This window comes from Thioalkalivibrio sp. ALE31 (assembly GCF_000377405.1).
In the GTDB taxonomy this organism is placed as follows: Bacteria; Pseudomonadota; Gammaproteobacteria; order Ectothiorhodospirales; family Ectothiorhodospiraceae; genus Thioalkalivibrio.
The window spans coordinates 1-14,804 of record NZ_KB905028.1; the positions used below are offsets into that span (position 1 = coordinate 1).

Consider the following 14,804-nt stretch of genomic DNA (forward strand, 5'->3'; position numbering starts at 1 on the left):
AAGCACATGAAGAGCACCAACATGCTCGAGCGGCTGAACGAGGAGATCCGGCGCCGGACCCGGGTGGTCCGGATCTTCCCCAACACCCACAGCTGTCTACGTCTGGTGCGGGCCCTGGCCGTCGAAATCCACGAAGGCTGGCTGGAGGACAACCGCTACCTGAACATGGATCTGCTCAAAGAGCACAAGAAGATCTTGCTCCGGCAGGCCGAGGCCGCCTGAGCCATACGGACCAACCGAACATGGCCGACTCATTTCTGCACAACTTGACGCACACAACCAGCAAGAAAGGACCTCGGGGCGCGCTGGCGAGTCAGCGCCGGGCAGTATGTGGACCAAAGGCACCGTAAACACCGGAGGACGAACCAGGACCAGCCACCACGAGGCAGACGTCCAAGCGAAGCCCCCCGAAACTCGAACGACGGAAAATACTGCGCTTGTAACGCCTGTCGGCGCCGCCGGTTAGAGGTCCCGCAACCCCAGTACATCCTGCATATCGAACAGCCCATTGCCGGCACCAGCCAGCCAGACGGCGGCCCGCACCGCACCGGAAGCAAACACGGTCCGGCTGGAGGCCTTGTGGGTGATCTCCACGCGTTCGCCATCGCCCGCGAACAGCGTGGTGTGCTCGCCCACGATGTCGCCGCCACGTACCGTGGCGAAGCCAATGGTACGACGGTCACGCGCCCCGGTCTGGCCCTCGCGGCCGTACACGGCATCGCGCTCCAGGTCCCGTCCCAGGGTCTCCGCGACCACACGCCCCAGCTTCAGCGCGGTACCGGAGGGGGCATCGACCTTGTGGCGGTGATGCGCCTCCAGAATCTCGACGTCCACGCTGTCGCCCAGCGCCCGCGCCGCGAGCTCCACCAGCTTGAAGGTCAGGTTCACCCCGACACTCATGTTCGGCGCGTACACGATCGGCATCGTGGCCGCCGCATCGCGCAGACGCTGCTCCTGATCCGCGTCGAGACCGGTGGTCCCGATCACCAGGGCCTTGCCGGCGCGCGCGCACAGATCCAGGTGCTGCATGGTGGCCTGCGGCGCGGTGAAGTCGATCAGCACGTCGAAGTCGTCGGTCACGGTTGCCAAGTCCTCGACCAGGCGTACCTGGCCCTCCTGACCGACGACCTCTCCAATCGCCTCGCTACCCGGCCGCTCGCTGGCCGCGCCCAGCTGCGCCTCGGGGTGCTCGTCCACCGCCTGCACCAGGTTCTGGCCCATGCGCCCGCCGGCGCCCGCAATCGCAATTCGAATCATCGTTTGTTCCATCCGGTTCTGTCGTTCCATCGGGGTATGCGCACCCTACGAAGCTTTGCCGCAACGTGCCAGTTACAGGGTTCGCACCGGGGTGCGGAAACGCCATTCGCCGTACACCGAGGCGATCACCCCGGCCGCCGCCAGGAACGCCGCGAACACGTACACCGAGGCGGGGCTGATGCCGTCCCACAGATAGCCGGCCACCAGCGAGCCCATCGCCCCGCCCAGCCCGAAGGCCAGCGAGGAGTACAGCGCCTGCCCGCGCCCCTGCAGCCGGCCCGGGAAGAAATAGTGGATCAGCGAGATCGCCGCCGCGTGGTACACCCCGTAGCTGGCCGCATGCAGCACCTGGATGAACAGCAGCATCGGCAACGAATCCGGTACCGCCGCCAGCAGCCCCCAGCGCAGCGTGGTCAGCACCAGCGCTGCCGACACCAGCAGCCAGGCCCCGAAGCGCAGGATCAGCCGCGGCATCAGCAGGAACAGCACCACCTCGGCCGCGACGCCCAGCGCCCACAGCTGCCCGGCCACGGCGCGCGAGAACCCGGCCTGTTCCAGGTACAGGGTGAAGAAGGCGTAGTACGGCCCATGGCTGGCCTGCATGAAGAAGCAGGCCACGAACAGCGCGATCACCTCCGGCCGGCGCAGCACGGTCAGCAGCGGCGGGGCGTTGTTGTCTTCCTCTTGGTTGCGCGCCGGTTCGCGCACGAACTGCGCGGCCGCCACCACCGCGATCAGGATCGCCAGCACGATCCACGGCAGCCAGGCCACGTCGATATGATCGAAGGCCCAGCCCAGCAGCGCCACCGCGACGATAAAACCCACCGACCCCCATAGCCGCACCAGGGCATAGCGGTGCGCATCCTGCCCCAGCGAGCGCATGGTGGTCGCCTCGAACTGCGGCAGGATCGCATTCCAGAAGAAGCTGTAGGCAGCCATCACCACCGCCAGCCACCAGTAGCCGGTGTACAGCAGCACGCCGGTGAAGGCCACCGCCCCGCCCAGCGCGCCCCAGCGCGCGATCGGCATGTGCGCGCCAGCACGGTCGGCCAGCCAGCCCCAGACGTTCGGGGCGATGATCTTGGTCGCCAGCACGATCGCCATCAGCTCGCCGATCTGGGCGCCGCTGAACCCCTCCTCGGAGAGATACGGCCCCCAGAACGGCATGAACGCACCGAGGCTGGCGAAGTAGAAGAAATAGACCCCGGACAGGCGCGCGTTCTGCGTCACGGCCATTGCAGGGGCCCTAGCGGTTCAGGAGACTACGGCCGGACGGCCGCGTCATTCGCCGGGATGATCGCGCAGTGCGAGGCCCGTATCCGCCACGTCCGCGTTCTGCCCGCGATGGCGCAGCGCGTGATCCATCAGCACCAGGGCCATCATCGCCTCGGCGATCGGGGTTGCGCGGATGCCCACGCAGGGGTCGTGCCGCCCCTTGGTCACCACCTCGACCGACTCGCCCGCGGTGTTGATGCTGCGCCCGGGCAGACGGATGCTGGAGGTCGGCTTCATCGCGATGCTGGCGCGCACCGCCTGGCCGGTGCTGATCCCGCCCAGCACGCCGCCGGCGTGGTTGGAGAGGAAACCCTCGGGGGTGATCTCGTCACGGTGCTCGGTGCCGCGCTGGGTCACGGACTCAAAGCCCGCGCCGATCTCCACGCCCTTCACCGCATTGATACTCATCAGCGCATGCGCCAGCTCGGCATCCAGGCGGTCGAATACCGGCTCGCCCCAGCCGGCCGGCACGCCGGTGGCCTCGACGGTGACCCGCGCGCCGATGGAGTCGCCCGACTTGCGCAGGGCGTCCATGTACTCCTCCAGCTCCGGCACCTTGTCCGGGTCCGGGGAGAAGAACGGGTTGTCGTTGGCGATCTCCGGCTGCTTCGCCTCCAGCGCGATCGGGCCCAGCTGGGACAACCAGCCGCGGATGGTGATGCCGTAGCGCTGTTCAAGGTAGCGCCGGGCGATGCCGCCGGCCGCAACCCGCAGCGCCGTCTCGCGCGCGGAGCTGCGCCCGCCACCGCGATAGTCGCGCACGCCGTATTTCTGATGGTAGGTGTAGTCCGCATGCCCGGGACGGAAGCGATCCATGATCTCGCTGTAGTCCTTGGAACGCTGATCCACGTTCTCGATCAGCAGCCCGATCGGCGTGCCGGTGGTGCGACCCTCGAACACGCCCGAGAGGATGCGCACCTGATCCGGCTCGCGCCGCTGGGTAGTGTGGCGCGACTGCCCCGGCCGGCGGCGATCAAGGTCGAACTGCAGATCCGCCTCGCACAGCTCCAGACCGGGCGGACAACCGTCCACCACCGCGCCCAGGGCCGGCCCGTGACTCTCACCAAAGGTACTGACGACGAACAGTCGCCCAAAGCTGTTTCCCGACATGCGCGTAGTGTAGCCGCGGGCGGCGCGGCTGTCGCCTGTTCCCCCACCCGGCGGCCGGTCGGCAGCCTGTGGAATGCACCCCTCGGCAACCCCGTCCCCTATCTGCCATGATCGGTGTGCAGCATCCGAAGCCATAATAAGGAGGACACCATGCCGAAATCCCTGACCCGACTCGCCACCGGCGCCGTTGCCGCCCTCTGCCTGGGCCTGGCCAGCAGCGCCCAGGCCGATGACGTCTACACCCAGCGCTTCATGACCCTGGAGCTGGCCAATGACATCGCCATGGGCGCCGTCGAGGCCTGCCGCGACATGGGGTACCAGACCTCGGTCGTCGTGGTCGACCGGGCCGGCAACGACCAGGTGGTCCTGCGCGATCGCATGGCGGGCGTGCAGACCATCCAGATCGCCGGCGACAAGGCCCGCGCCGTCACCATGTCCGGCACTACCTCCGCCAACTTCCGCGACAACCGCGAAGATATCCGCATGGAGATGAACCACGTGGACGGCATCATCATGCTGGCCGGTGGATTACCCGTCGAAGCGGCCGGCAGCATGCTGGGTGCGGTGGGCGTCTCCGGGGCGCCGGGCGGCGACCTCGACGAGGAATGCGCGCAAGCCGGGATCGACCGGGTCCAGGAACGTCTCGACTTCGTGATGTAGTCCACTCGGGCGCCAGGGACGGCGCCCACCCCGATAGCCGGATCGAGACCATGCCCCCAGATAACTCTTCCCGAACCCCCATTCGCATCTCGCCGGTGGAGACCTACGAGCGGCTGCAGGCACGCCCACGGGACCTGCTGATCGACATCCGCTCGACCATGGAATACCTGTTCGTCGGCCATCCGACCGGTTCGGTCCACATCCCCTGGATCGACGAACCGGACTGGACGGTGAACCCGCAGTTCGTGCCCCAGGTCCGCAAGCTGCTGCTGGGCGGCGTCAGCGACCACAGCGACGAAGCCCCGGCCCTGTACCTGATCTGCCGCAGCGGCAAGCGCACGCTGGATGCCGGCCAGGCCCTGGTGGATGCCGGTATCGAACATGTCTTTTCGGTAGAGGAAGGCTTCGAGGGCCCGCTGGACGAACACCACCAGCGCTCCACCCGCGGCGGCTGGCGCTACCACGGCCTGCCCTGGGAGCAGTGCTGAAGCACTCATATCCCCGTGGATCCCCCACTGTCACGGGGGTTGCGCGCACCCCGGGGCGATTGGTCCATAATGGAGCCGGACGCGTCGCTGCGGCGTTCGATTGTGGCCCGGTGGTACCCTTGAGCCTTAATTCTTCACCACGGGACCGAGTACTTCCGTTTCGCTGTGCAGGTCCGTCTTCGAGCGGAAAGCCTAAAGATTCGGAGACTTCTCCCACCTGAACCTCAGGTTCAAGGTCAAAGGTCACGCCGGCGCCCGCGGGGCGCGTCCACTTCCTTTTGATCCCGTCTCTCCATACCGATCCCTCTATGCCAGCGGAAACCGACTCCGTTCACGATTCGCTATCGCCCGACGATCTGCGCGCCTTGCGGCTGCGTCTGCGCCGCGCGCGGGCCGCATTGTCGGACGCCCAGCTCGACCAGCACTCCGCCGCCATCTGCGAACACCTGCTGCGCTGGTTCGAGCGCTGGCAGCCCCGCTGCGTCGGCGCCTACCGGGGCCTGCGCGGCGAGGTGGACCTGACCCCGCTGACCGTCGCCCTGGCCGGACGCGGCACCCGCGTTGCCCTGCCGGTGATGGACGACAAACGCCCCGGCCGCATGCATTTCCATGCCTGGGGGCCCGGGGATGCGCTGTGTCATAACGGCTTCGGCATTGCCGAGCCCTGCCCGGAGGCCCCGCGCATCTGGCGCCGCGAGATGCAGGTGGTACTGATGCCGCTGGTGGCCTTCGACACGGCCGGCAACCGCATGGGCATGGGCGCCGGCTACTACGACCGCTATTTCGCCCGGCGGCGCTTCGGCATCCGCCGGCCGAAGCTGATCGGCGTAGCCCACTCGCTGCAGGGCGTGCCGGCGCTGCCCACCCAGCCCTGGGACGTCCCGCTGGACGCCGTCGTGACCGAACAGGGCTGGCATGCGCTGCCGGACCGCGCGCGGCACAATACGCACACCTGACCCCACCCCTGATTTGGCACGAGGAGCCCGCATGGCCTACTGGCTGATGAAGTCCGAGCCCGACGAGTTCAGCATCGACGACCTGGAGCGCGTCGGCGTGGAGCCCTGGGACGGCATCCGCAACTACCAGGTGCGCAACATGATGCGCGACGAGATGAAGAAGGGGGATCTCGCCTTCTTCTACCACTCCAACGCCAAGCCACCGGGCATCGTCGGTATCCTGCGCATCGAGAAAGAGGCCTACCCGGACTCCTGCGCCTTCGACCCCGAAGACCCGCACTACGACCCGAAAAGCGACCCGGACAACCCGCGCTGGCTGCGCGTCGACGTCGCCTTCGAGGAAAAATTCGGCGATATCATCACCCTCGACTGGCTGAAGCAGCAGCCGCAGCTCGAGGACTGCCCGCTGGTACGCCGCGGCAACCGCCTGTCGGTCATGCCGATCACCCAGGAGCAGTGGGACTTCATCCTGAGCCATGCCCAGCGCGGGAAATAGCCCCGTGGCCACGCTCTACCACTTCCCGCACGACGCCAAGGCCGACCGCCTTCGCCTGGCCTGTGGCTACAAGGGTGTGGAGCTCGAAACCCGCGCGCTGGACTGGTTCGACGACGAAACCTTCTTCGAACTGGGCGTGGCGCGCCAGTCGCCGATCCTGCAGATGGATGACGGCTCCCTGGCCACCGACACGCTCGCCGCGTTGCGCGACATCGACCGCCTGTTCCCGACCGGCGAGCCGCTGTCCGACGGCGTGATCGCCGAAGACGCCTGGCAGGCCCTGGTGGACTGGCGCGCCAAGGTGGAGATCGTACTGGACCGCCTCTACGCCCCGCTGGCACCGGGCTTTCACGGCATCGGCGAAAGCGCCGATGCCCTGGCCGACTTCAAGGCCCAGGTGCAGCACCGCTTCGGCATGTCGCTGGAGGAACTGGCCAACGACCGCTACGACGGCTACAACCAGCTCGCAAAACTAAGCCACCTGCCAGAGCTGGCCAAGCACCTGGCCGCCAGTCGCTTCTACCTGGGCCACCCGTCCATCGCCGACTGCGTGATCGCCGCCGACCTCTACCCCCTGCAGATGCACGACGGCATCAACCTGCCCGTCGACATGCTCTACTACCTGCGCCGCGTCGAGGAGACCTTCAACACCCCCCTCGACACCCAGTGGCTCGCCCGCTAAAGGCCGTGTGGGAGCGGCCCTGGCCGCGAACCGGCGGTAGGCGCAGGCACCGGCACCGCATTCGCGTGCAGGCACGCTCCCACTGGGCTACTTGCCACAGCGACGAAAGGAGCAGCAACGATCAGGCGGCCGCAAAGCGCCGGATGTGGTTCTCGTCGCGGGATTCGGCCCGGGCCAGATCGAAGTTCGTCTGCATGGTGAGCCAGTGGCGCGCCTCGCCGATGCCGCCGCTCTCGAGGCGCACGGCAAAGTCCGGCGAGATCGCGGCATGTTCGTTCAGGACGCGCGAGACCGCGTTGCGGGACATCCCCAGATGCTGTGCAAACTCCGTCACCGAAAGGCCCAGCCCGGGCAGCACACGGCGGCGCAGGATCCGCCCTGGGTGGGGCGGGTTCCGCATCGCCGCGTGTTCCTGAGGGTCAATGGTAGTCTTCATAATCCACCTGGTCCGCATCGTCGCCACTGAACGTGAAGGTGACAACCCAGTTGCCATTCACATGCACCGAGAAAAAGCCCGCGCGATCCCCACGTAGCGGATGAAAATCCAATCCCGGCAGATCCAGCTGTCCGGGATGGGTCGCCGCATCCAGCAGCGCGAGAATATCTTCCAGGTCTTCCACATGGTCCGCCGGCAACCCACGGCGGTCGCCCTTCACGTAAAGCCGTTTGAGCCCCTTGTGACGAATCTTCCTGATCATCGGCCTTCCTTGGCACACGACTAAAATGTAATCTGTAACGTTACAGTGGTCAACTCAATCCACTGACACGAGCCTCAGCCGAAGCGGTAGTGCTTGCGGATGTCGCGGTGTATCTCCCAGGTGCAGCCCATACCCTCGGGGAAGGTCACCAGATCGCCCTCGCCCACGGTGACGGGCTCGCCACCGTCGTCCGGGGTCACCGTCACCTGACCCTCCAGGATGTAGCAGACCTCGCGCTCGTCGTAGTGCCAGGGGAAGGTCGAAACCTCCTTCTCCCACACCGGCCAGTCGAACACCCCCAGACGCTCCAGATGGTCCTGCTCCGGCCGATGGATCACTTCGATGGACATGACGGTCTCCTTGTCGGAATCAGCCGTCATCTTAACGAGCCCGATCACCCGAACGCAGCCAGCGCACCAGCAGCAACCCGAAGGTGAGCACACCCAGCGCGGCCGGCAGGTATTCCAGCCAGAGGCCCAGCTCCCAGGCGATGAATCCGGTGACCAGCGCCCACAGGAGCGGGATGATGGCCAGCACCAGCGGGGGCCGCGGGCGGGCGAGCAGCAGGAGCCCGAGCGTCAGCAGCATGGTCGGACCGGGCGCGACGCCGACGTACTGCAACTGGGCCCAGGGTGCACCGGTCAGCGCGAGATCGAGCAATGGATAGCCGGCCAGCGCGGAGACGATCATCAAGACCGCGCCGCTGCCCGCCAGCCCGCCGGGCCAGCCGAAGCGGGCCTGGCCCATCAGGGTCAGCGCGAACAGCAGCATCAGGCCCTGGGCGACGAAGACCCCGGCCAGCCATTCAGAGGCGAAGTGGAAGGGTGCGAGCGAGCCGCCGAAGAAGACCACTCCGGTCCAGATCCACAGCACGCCCAGCATCAGGCCCAAGACACGGGCCGCCCCGCGCCAGCCCGTGAACGCGAGCGCGACGGCCACCAGCGCGAGCAGGGCACCGACCGCGTGCAGCGGCCAGATGGCGGTGTTGTACTGGCCCAGGATGGCCAGCCAGGTGGCGCTATCGAACGGCAGCATCTATCTACCCCGTATCCATGGGTTGAAAGTCATTACTGTAGGAGGCCAGCCCTCTGGCCGATTCGGAGTGCGACTAGACTCGTCGGCCAGAGGGCTGGCCTCCTACAGGTCGCCGACGTAGGCAACCATGCGGCTGCGCATATCGGCATCCGGAAGCGGGCCGTACAGCGCGCCCATGTTCTCCTCCATGTGCGCCACGACCGAGGTCGCCGGGATCGCGCAGGTCACGTCCGGATGCGAGACGATGAACTTGAGCAGGAACTGCGGCCAGTTCGCGCATTCGATCTCCGCCGCCCAGTCCGGCAGAGGATGACCCTCGAACTGATTGATCAGCGCCTTGCGCCGGAACGGCCGGTTGGCGATCACCGCCACCCCGTGTTCGCGCGCCAGCGGCAGCAGACGCTGCTCCGCCTCGCGGTCGAGGATGTTGTAGGTCAGCTGCACGAAGTCCAGATCCTCGCGCCGCAGGATACGCTCCAGCTCGTCGTGGCGGCGTCCGTGCGAGGTGGTCACGCCAATGTAGCGCAGCTCCCCCGCCTCGCGACGCTCCCGCAGCGTCTCCAGGTGGGCCTCCCAGTTCTGCAGGTTGTGCACCTGCTGCAGGTCGAGCGTATCGACGCCCCACAGTTCCCGGGATTTCGCGTGCTGCTCGCGCCCGGTAGCGGTGCTGCGCGTCCAGACCTTGGTGGCCGCGAAGGCACCTTCCGGATGCCCCAGCTCGCGCAGACCGTGCCCCACCACCGCCTCGGCGCGGCCGTACATCGGGGAGGAGTCGATCATTCCGCCGCCGCGACGGATGAAGGTGTCGAGGATGCGCGTGCGCACCGCCAGCGCATCCGGGTCCTCCGGCACGTTGAAGGTGATCCAGGTCCCCATGCCGATCACCGGGATCTTCTCCCCGGTGGACGGAATCACCTTACGCTGCGGTTCACGGTCTTCGGAGGCACCCGCGACGACCGGCCAGCCCGCCCCGACCACCAGGGCAGAGCCGGCCATCCAGCGCAGGAAGGATCGGCGCGAACGCCGTGTGGACGTTGGTTTCATGGCCCGGATCAACGCAGGGGGTTCAATTCGTGGGCCATTCGCCCGGGCCACAAGTTCCCTACGCAGCCGCCCGCAGATGCCGGGTAAGCGCCGAGACCAGCGGCTTCATGAAGTAACGGCCTTCGGGGACCACCGCGGGGGAAATGCCGTGGGTGCGCAGTTCCTCGGCCACCACCGGGCCAATCGCGGCGACCACGGTTCCCTCCAGCGCCGCCCGCAACGCATCGTGACGATCATCGGCCCGGGCAACCGCCAGCAGGCGCCGCACCTGGGCCTGGCTGGTGAAGGCGATCGCATCGACCTCCCCCGCGATCAGGGCCTCGATCAGCCCGGTCACGCACCCGGTCTCGGCGGCGTCCGCATAGCGGTAGGGCCAGACCGGGAAGACCTCGGCGCCCGACTGCTCCAGGAACTCGAGCAGGCGGCGGTTGGGTTCAGCGCCGTAGAGCTGCACCCCGATACGCTGGCCGGCCAGATGCTGCCCGGCCCGATCCTGTCCGGCCCAATCCTGTCCGGAAAGGGTTTCGATGATGCCCTCGGTCGTCGGTGTGGCCGCAATCGCATCCGGCCGCACGCCGAAGGGCTTCATTGCCCGCCCCGGCTTGGGGCCGCGCACCAGGGTCGGCGTCCGCGCCACGGCCGCCAGCCAGGCGTCCTCGCGTTCGGCACTCCGGGCAAAACCGGTCAGGCGGGTGAAGCCCTCGCCGGTCAGAAAGATCAGGCGGTCGAACGGCGCCTCGATCGCCCTGTGCAGCCAGGCCTCGATCGCCGTGCGGTCGGGGCTGTCGTGGATCGCGATCAGGGGACAGCGCCAGACCTCGGCCCCGCGCCGCTCCAGCAGACCGGCGAAGACCTCCAGCGCCCGGCTCTCCGGCAAGGCCACCCGGCGACCCGCGAGGGCGCCGGCCGCCGCCTCCGGCAGGACGGATGCGGCCGTCACGCCGCGCTCGCCGCCGCGGCCCGCGGCCCCGGCCCCGACATCGGCATCGGCATCGGCTGCGGGAACACCGTGGAGGCCCCGACATCCGGCTGGAACCAGGCCAGACGCGCGTGGCAGGCCGCCACCTCGCCGATCACGATCAGGCTGGGCGAACCCACCTGCTCGCGCTCGGCACGCGCGGCCAGGGTATCCAGCGTGCCGCTGACCACGCGCTGGCGGGCGGTGGTGCCGTTCTCGATGATCGCCGCCGGGGTCTGCCCGGCGTGGCCGGCACCCTTCAGCCCCCGGCAGATCTCGCCCACGCCCTTGCGGCCCATGTAGAACACCAAGGTCTCGCGGGTACTGGTCAGCTGCGACCAGTCCACATCCAGCCGCCCTTCGCGGGTATGGCCGGTGATGAATCGCACCGACTGGGCATGGTCGCGGTGGGTCAGCGGTATGCCCGCATAGGCGGCACAGCCGCTGGCCGCGGTAATGCCGGGGACGACCTGGTAGGCCACGCCGTCGCGCGCCAGCACGTCCAGCTCCTCGCCGCCCCGGCCGAACACAAACGGGTCGCCGCCCTTCAGCCGCGCCACGCGCTTGCCTTCGCGCGCCAGCCGGGAGAGCAGCGCGCTGATCTCCTCCTGCGGCACGCAGTGGTGGTCGCGCTCCTTGCCGACATAGAAGCGCTCGGCCTCGCGCCGGGCCAGGTTCACCACCTCGGACGACACCAGCCGGTCGTAGACGACCACATCCGCCTGCTGCAGCAGGCGCAGCGCGCGAAAGGTCAGCAGGTCGGGATCGCCCGGCCCGGCGCCGATCAGGTAGACCTCGCCCGGCGTACTAGCCGCCGCGTCGGCCAGTTCCTGTTCCAGGCGCGCCTCGGCCGCGTCCATGCGACCGGCCAGGGCGAGCTCGGTGGCCGGCCCGGCAAAGGCCCGTTCCCAGAAGGCGCGCCGGGCGTTCACATGGTCGAAACGGGCGCGCACCCGGTCGCGCAGCCGCCCGGCGAGATCGGCCAGCCGGCCATAGCCGGCCGGGATCAGGCTCTCGATCTTCGCGCGCAGCAGGCGCACCAGCACCGGGGCGCGGCCACCGGAGCCGATCGCGATGGTCAGCGGCCCGCGCTCCACGATGGCCGGCAGAATGAAGCTGCACAGCTCGGGCTGGTCGGCGACGTTCACCGGGATCGAGCGCGCGATGCAGTCCTCCGAGACCTGGCGGTTGACCGCCGCGTCGTCGGTGGCGGCGATCACGATCGCCACCCCCGCCAGGCATTCGGTGTCATAGACCCCCGAATCGCGGCTGATCGACCCCGGTTGTTCGCGCAGCAGGCGCTCGGCGGCCTCGCTGTACGCCGGGGAGCGCAGGCGCACCCGCGCCCCGGCCTCCAGCAGCAGCGCCGCCTTGCGCGTGGCCACCGGACCAGCCCCTACGACCAGGGCCTCGCGGCCGTGCAACTGCATATAAATCGGCAGGTGTTCCATGCTTATCCCTCCCGCGCCACGGGGTTCGTGGGCACCTCGGCTTCTTCATTCAACAGGGTCTGGATCTCGGGTCGGCAGGAGCCACAGTTGGTCCCCGCCTCGAGGGACGCACCCACGGCCTCGCAGGTGGCCAGCCCCTGCTCGCGGATCGCGGCTCGGATTCGCGTCTCGTCCACGCCGAAGCAGGCACACACCATGCGCCCGCGCGCGACCTGCCCGTTCGGCGGTCGCCCGGTCAGGAGCGCCATGCGCTCGGTATCGCTGATGGTCTCGGCCGCGAACAGGCCCGCCAGCCACTCGCGCTCGGGCAGGCCCCGGTCGGGACCCGCGAACAGCACGCAGGCGAGCCGGCCCTCGTGGATCCGCGCGGCGCGGTAGCGGCCCCCGGCGGGATCGGCGAACTCCAGCCATTCCCCCGGCCCGTCCAGGCGTTCGCGCCACGCATCCATCGTGGGCGGTGCGCCCCGCCCGGCCAGTTCGATGCGCAGGTGCCGGGGACCACGGGCGGTGACCGCATAGTCGGCTGCGGGCGCAGCGACCGGCTCGCGGCTCAGCACGAAGCCGTGCCAGTCCAGCGCCGCCGGGCACACGGCCACAGCCGTGTGCTTGAACGCCGGCTGACCGGAGACCGGGTCGACATGCGCGGGCACCAGCGCATCGACCCGGGCGAGCCGCGCGATCGGCCGGCTCCAGTGCATGGGCACGAACACGCTGCCCGGGCGCTGCTCGCGGCGGGTCTGCACCCGCGCCAGCAGGCGTCCGTGGCGACTGGTCACCTCGGCGAGATCGCCGGCCTGGACCCGGAACAGCCCGGCATCCACCGGATGGATCTCGACGAACGGCTCCGGCTGATGCGCACTCAAGCGCGGGGTGCATCCCGTACGGGTCATGCTGTGCCACTGGTCGCGGATGCGGCCGGTGTTCAGGCGCAGCGGATAGTCGGCAGCGACGGGGTCGGTCGGGGCCTGCGGAGTCACGGCCGCGAGCCGCGCCCGGCCATTGGCGGTGAAGAAACGGCCATCGGCATAGAGGTGTTCGGCACCGGTCCGGCTCCCCGCCGGCAGCGGCCACTGCACCGGCTCCAGGGCCTCGTACTCGGCGTCGGACAGCCTGGCCAGTGCGCCGATGTCGAAGTCGCGCGTGCCGTGGTTCTCGAAGGCGGACAGCGCCGCATGCTCGCGGAAGATCTCGCCCGGATGGGTATAGGGAAAGGCGTCGGCGAAACCCAGCCGCTGCGCGACTCGGGCCAGCGCCCACCAGTCGTGGCGGGCCTCGCCCGGGGGCGCCCGGAACGGGCGCTGGCGCGAGATGCGGCGCTCGGAGTTGGTTACCGTGCCGTCCTTCTCGCCCCAGGTGGTCGCCGGCAGCAGGACGTCGGCCACCCGCGTGGTCTCGGTCTCGCGCACGCAGTCGGAGACCACGACCAGCGGGCATTCGGCCAGGGCCTGCTCGAAGCGCGCGGCCTCGGGCAGGCTGAACAGCGGATTGGTGCCGATGATCCAGACCGCCTTCACCTGCCCCGACTCGACCGCGCGGAACAGGTCCAGCGCCTTAAGCCCCGGCTGGCGCGCGAGGTTCGGTGCGCCCCAGAAACGTCCGACCCGGTCCAGGGCCGCGTCGTCGAAGCCCATATGGGCGGCCAGCTGGCTGGCCAGTCCGCCGACCTCGCGCCCGCCCATCGCGTTCGGCTGGCCGGTCAGCGAGAACGGGCCCATGCCCGGGCGCCCGATGCGGCCGGTGGCCAGGTGGACGTTGAGAATCGTCCCGGCCTTGTCCACGCCGCTGTCGGACTGGTTGATGCCCTGGCAGAAGGCGGTCACGGTGCGTTCGGTACGGGCAAACCACTGGAAGAACGTTGCCACGGCCTCCGGCTCCAGTTCGCAGGCCTCGGCGGTCGCGGCGATCGACGGGCTGGAGGCCCGCGCGGCCGCCAGGGCGTCGGCAAAGCCGTCGACATGCCGCTCCAGAAAGCCGGGGTCCAGCGCATCCTCCCGGCGCAGATGGTCCAGCAGGCCATTGAACAGCCAGGCATCCGTGCCCGGCGCCAGCGGCAGGTGCAGGTCGGCCGCCTGGGCGGTGGCCGTGCGCCGCGGGTCGATCACCACCAGTTTCATCTCCGGGCGCGCCGCGCGGGCGGCCTGCAGGCGCTGGAACAGGACCGGGTGGGCCCAGGCCATGTTGGAGCCCGTCACCACGACCAGATCGGCCTGCTCGAGGTCGGTATAGCTCCCCGGCACGCCATCCACCCCGAAGGCGCGGGTATGGGCGGCCACGGCCGTGGACATGCAGAGCCGGGAGTTGGTGTCGATATTGGCCGAGCCGACGAAGCCCTTCATCAGCTTGTTGGCGACGTAGTAGTCCTCGGTCAGGATCTGCCCGGAGACGTACAGGGCGACCGCATCCGGCCCGTATGCCGCGATGGTCTCGCGAAAGCCGTCCGCCACATGATCCAGCGCGGTCTCCCAGTCGACGCGCCGCCCGCCGATCTCCGGGTGCAGCAGCCGGCCCTCGTCATCGAGGGTCTCCGCCAGTGCCGCGCCCTTGGAGCACAGGCGACCGGCATTCGCCGGATGGGCGAGGTCGCCGCGCACCGCGACCGGAAACTCGCCTTCCGGCGTCGCGGTCACCTCCACGCCGCAGCCCACCCCGCAATAGGGGCAGGTCGTGCGGGTCACCGACTCAGCCGTGGCCATC

At 68.9% G+C, this 14,804-nt stretch carries 17 protein-coding genes and 1 other RNA gene; 7 read left to right on the forward strand and 11 right to left on the reverse strand.

The genetic code is table 11. The annotated features are described in order from the left end of the window. Positions 1 to 222: transposase (locus D103_RS13540; protein WP_026280305.1), on the forward strand; the 222-nt coding region annotated here is incomplete at its 5' end. Positions 223 to 462: 240 nt separating this feature from the next. Here the strand turns inward: D103_RS13540 and dapB are convergent. From dapB to aroC, 3 genes are all read right to left on the reverse strand, one after another. Then, complete coding sequence (dapB, locus tag D103_RS0111950; protein WP_018876947.1) at positions 463 to 1,257, reverse strand: 4-hydroxy-tetrahydrodipicolinate reductase; 795 nt, start codon at positions 1,255 to 1,257, stop codon at positions 463 to 465. Positions 1,258 to 1,329: 72 nt separating this feature from the next. Next, a complete protein-coding gene (locus tag D103_RS0111955) occupies positions 1,330 to 2,493 on the reverse strand; it encodes an MFS transporter (RefSeq protein WP_018876948.1) in 1,164 nt (387 codons plus the stop codon). A 45-nt stretch (positions 2,494 to 2,538) separates the two neighbouring features. Continuing rightward, positions 2,539 to 3,642, reverse strand: coding sequence for a chorismate synthase (gene aroC / locus D103_RS0111960; RefSeq protein ID WP_018876949.1), 1,104 nt, complete (start codon positions 3,640 to 3,642; stop codon positions 2,539 to 2,541). Positions 3,643 to 3,792: 150 nt separating this feature from the next. Between aroC and D103_RS0111970 the strand changes: the two genes are divergently transcribed. The 6 genes from D103_RS0111970 to D103_RS0111990 all read left to right on the forward strand — a co-directional run bounded on the left by D103_RS0111970 (position 3,793) and on the right by D103_RS0111990 (position 6,924). Then, the gene (locus tag D103_RS0111970) at positions 3,793 to 4,302 is read left to right on the forward strand and encodes a heme-binding protein (RefSeq protein ID WP_018876950.1); all 510 of its coding nucleotides are present in this window, start codon (positions 3,793 to 3,795) and stop codon (positions 4,300 to 4,302) included. Between the two features lie 50 nt (positions 4,303 to 4,352). Next, on the forward strand, positions 4,353 to 4,790 hold the full coding sequence (locus D103_RS0111975) for a rhodanese-like domain-containing protein (RefSeq protein WP_019583143.1): 438 nt from the start codon (positions 4,353 to 4,355) through the stop codon (positions 4,788 to 4,790). A gap of 81 nt (positions 4,791 to 4,871) precedes the next feature. Then, a non-coding RNA gene (gene ssrS, locus D103_RS14115) (6S RNA) lies at positions 4,872 to 5,057 on the forward strand. 41 nt (positions 5,058 to 5,098) lie between these two features. Beyond that, entirely contained in the window at positions 5,099 to 5,746 is a 648-nt protein-coding gene (locus D103_RS0111980; protein ID WP_018876952.1) for a 5-formyltetrahydrofolate cyclo-ligase, read from the forward strand. A 31-nt stretch (positions 5,747 to 5,777) separates the two neighbouring features. Further along, on the forward strand, positions 5,778 to 6,242 hold the full coding sequence (locus D103_RS0111985) for an EVE domain-containing protein (protein WP_018876953.1): 465 nt from the start codon (positions 5,778 to 5,780) through the stop codon (positions 6,240 to 6,242). A 4-nt stretch (positions 6,243 to 6,246) separates the two neighbouring features. Continuing rightward, positions 6,247 to 6,924, forward strand: a complete 678-nt coding sequence (locus D103_RS0111990) for a glutathione S-transferase family protein (protein WP_018876954.1) — start codon at positions 6,247 to 6,249, stop codon at positions 6,922 to 6,924. Positions 6,925 to 7,045: 121 nt separating this feature from the next. Here the strand turns inward: D103_RS0111990 and D103_RS0111995 are convergent, their stop codons facing one another. The 8 genes from D103_RS0111995 to D103_RS0112030 form a co-directional block, all read right to left on the reverse strand. Continuing rightward, entirely contained in the window at positions 7,046 to 7,324 is a 279-nt protein-coding gene (locus tag D103_RS0111995) for a HigA family addiction module antitoxin (RefSeq protein WP_018866417.1), read from the reverse strand. A gap of 19 nt (positions 7,325 to 7,343) precedes the next feature. Continuing rightward, positions 7,344 to 7,622, reverse strand: a complete 279-nt coding sequence (locus tag D103_RS0112000; protein ID WP_018876955.1) for a type II toxin-antitoxin system RelE/ParE family toxin — start codon at positions 7,620 to 7,622, stop codon at positions 7,344 to 7,346. Between the two features lie 74 nt (positions 7,623 to 7,696). Continuing rightward, positions 7,697 to 7,972 (reverse strand): cupin domain-containing protein, encoded by a 276-nt coding sequence (locus D103_RS0112005; RefSeq protein ID WP_012982192.1) that lies wholly within the window; start codon positions 7,970 to 7,972, stop codon positions 7,697 to 7,699. Positions 7,973 to 8,003: 31 nt separating this feature from the next. Then, the gene (locus tag D103_RS0112010) at positions 8,004 to 8,657 is read right to left on the reverse strand and encodes a DUF6064 family protein (protein ID WP_018876956.1); all 654 of its coding nucleotides are present in this window, start codon (positions 8,655 to 8,657) and stop codon (positions 8,004 to 8,006) included. 102 nt (positions 8,658 to 8,759) lie between these two features. Next, positions 8,760 to 9,701 (reverse strand): aldo/keto reductase, encoded by a 942-nt coding sequence (locus D103_RS0112015; protein WP_026280357.1) that lies wholly within the window; start codon positions 9,699 to 9,701, stop codon positions 8,760 to 8,762. A gap of 58 nt (positions 9,702 to 9,759) precedes the next feature. Next, positions 9,760 to 10,641, reverse strand: coding sequence for a uroporphyrinogen-III synthase (locus tag D103_RS0112020; RefSeq protein WP_018876958.1), 882 nt, complete (start codon positions 10,639 to 10,641; stop codon positions 9,760 to 9,762). Continuing rightward, positions 10,638 to 12,110 carry a siroheme synthase CysG gene (gene cysG / locus D103_RS0112025; RefSeq protein WP_018876959.1) on the reverse strand — a complete coding sequence of 491 codons (1,473 nt, stop codon included), beginning with the start codon at positions 12,108 to 12,110 and terminating at the stop codon, positions 10,638 to 10,640. The genes D103_RS0112020 and cysG overlap by 4 nt, the downstream gene beginning before the upstream one ends. A 2-nt stretch (positions 12,111 to 12,112) precedes the next feature. Continuing rightward, on the reverse strand, positions 12,113 to 14,803 hold the full coding sequence (locus tag D103_RS0112030) for a nitrate reductase (protein WP_018876960.1): 2,691 nt from the start codon (positions 14,801 to 14,803) through the stop codon (positions 12,113 to 12,115). Position 14,804 lies beyond the last annotated feature (1 nt).

What these genes read in the sequence shown, in the direction of transcription:
- dapB (WP_018876947.1), bottom strand. Translation starts at nt 1,257, where the DNA reads ATGATTCGAATTGCGATTGCGGGCGCCGGCGGGCGCATGGGCCAGAAC.
- D103_RS0111955 (WP_018876948.1), bottom strand. Translation starts at nt 2,493, where the DNA reads ATGGCCGTGACGCAGAACGCGCGCCTGTCCGGGGTCTATTTCTTCTAC.
- aroC (WP_018876949.1), bottom strand. Translation starts at nt 3,642, where the DNA reads ATGTCGGGAAACAGCTTTGGGCGACTGTTCGTCGTCAGTACCTTTGGT.
- D103_RS0111970 (WP_018876950.1), top strand. Translation starts at nt 3,793, where the DNA reads ATGCCGAAATCCCTGACCCGACTCGCCACCGGCGCCGTTGCCGCCCTC.
- D103_RS0111975 (WP_019583143.1), top strand. Translation starts at nt 4,353, where the DNA reads ATGCCCCCAGATAACTCTTCCCGAACCCCCATTCGCATCTCGCCGGTG.
- D103_RS0111980 (WP_018876952.1), top strand. Translation starts at nt 5,099, where the DNA reads ATGCCAGCGGAAACCGACTCCGTTCACGATTCGCTATCGCCCGACGAT.
- D103_RS0111985 (WP_018876953.1), top strand. Translation starts at nt 5,778, where the DNA reads ATGGCCTACTGGCTGATGAAGTCCGAGCCCGACGAGTTCAGCATCGAC.
- D103_RS0111995 (WP_018866417.1), bottom strand. Translation starts at nt 7,324, where the DNA reads ATGCGGAACCCGCCCCACCCAGGGCGGATCCTGCGCCGCCGTGTGCTG.
- D103_RS0112000 (WP_018876955.1), bottom strand. Translation starts at nt 7,622, where the DNA reads ATGATCAGGAAGATTCGTCACAAGGGGCTCAAACGGCTTTACGTGAAG.
- D103_RS0112005 (WP_012982192.1), bottom strand. Translation starts at nt 7,972, where the DNA reads ATGTCCATCGAAGTGATCCATCGGCCGGAGCAGGACCATCTGGAGCGT.
- D103_RS0112010 (WP_018876956.1), bottom strand. Translation starts at nt 8,657, where the DNA reads ATGCTGCCGTTCGATAGCGCCACCTGGCTGGCCATCCTGGGCCAGTAC.
- D103_RS0112015 (WP_026280357.1), bottom strand. Translation starts at nt 9,701, where the DNA reads ATGAAACCAACGTCCACACGGCGTTCGCGCCGATCCTTCCTGCGCTGG.
- cysG (WP_018876959.1), bottom strand. Translation starts at nt 12,110, where the DNA reads ATGGAACACCTGCCGATTTATATGCAGTTGCACGGCCGCGAGGCCCTG.
- D103_RS0112030 (WP_018876960.1), bottom strand. Translation starts at nt 14,803, where the DNA reads ATGGCCACGGCTGAGTCGGTGACCCGCACGACCTGCCCCTATTGCGGG.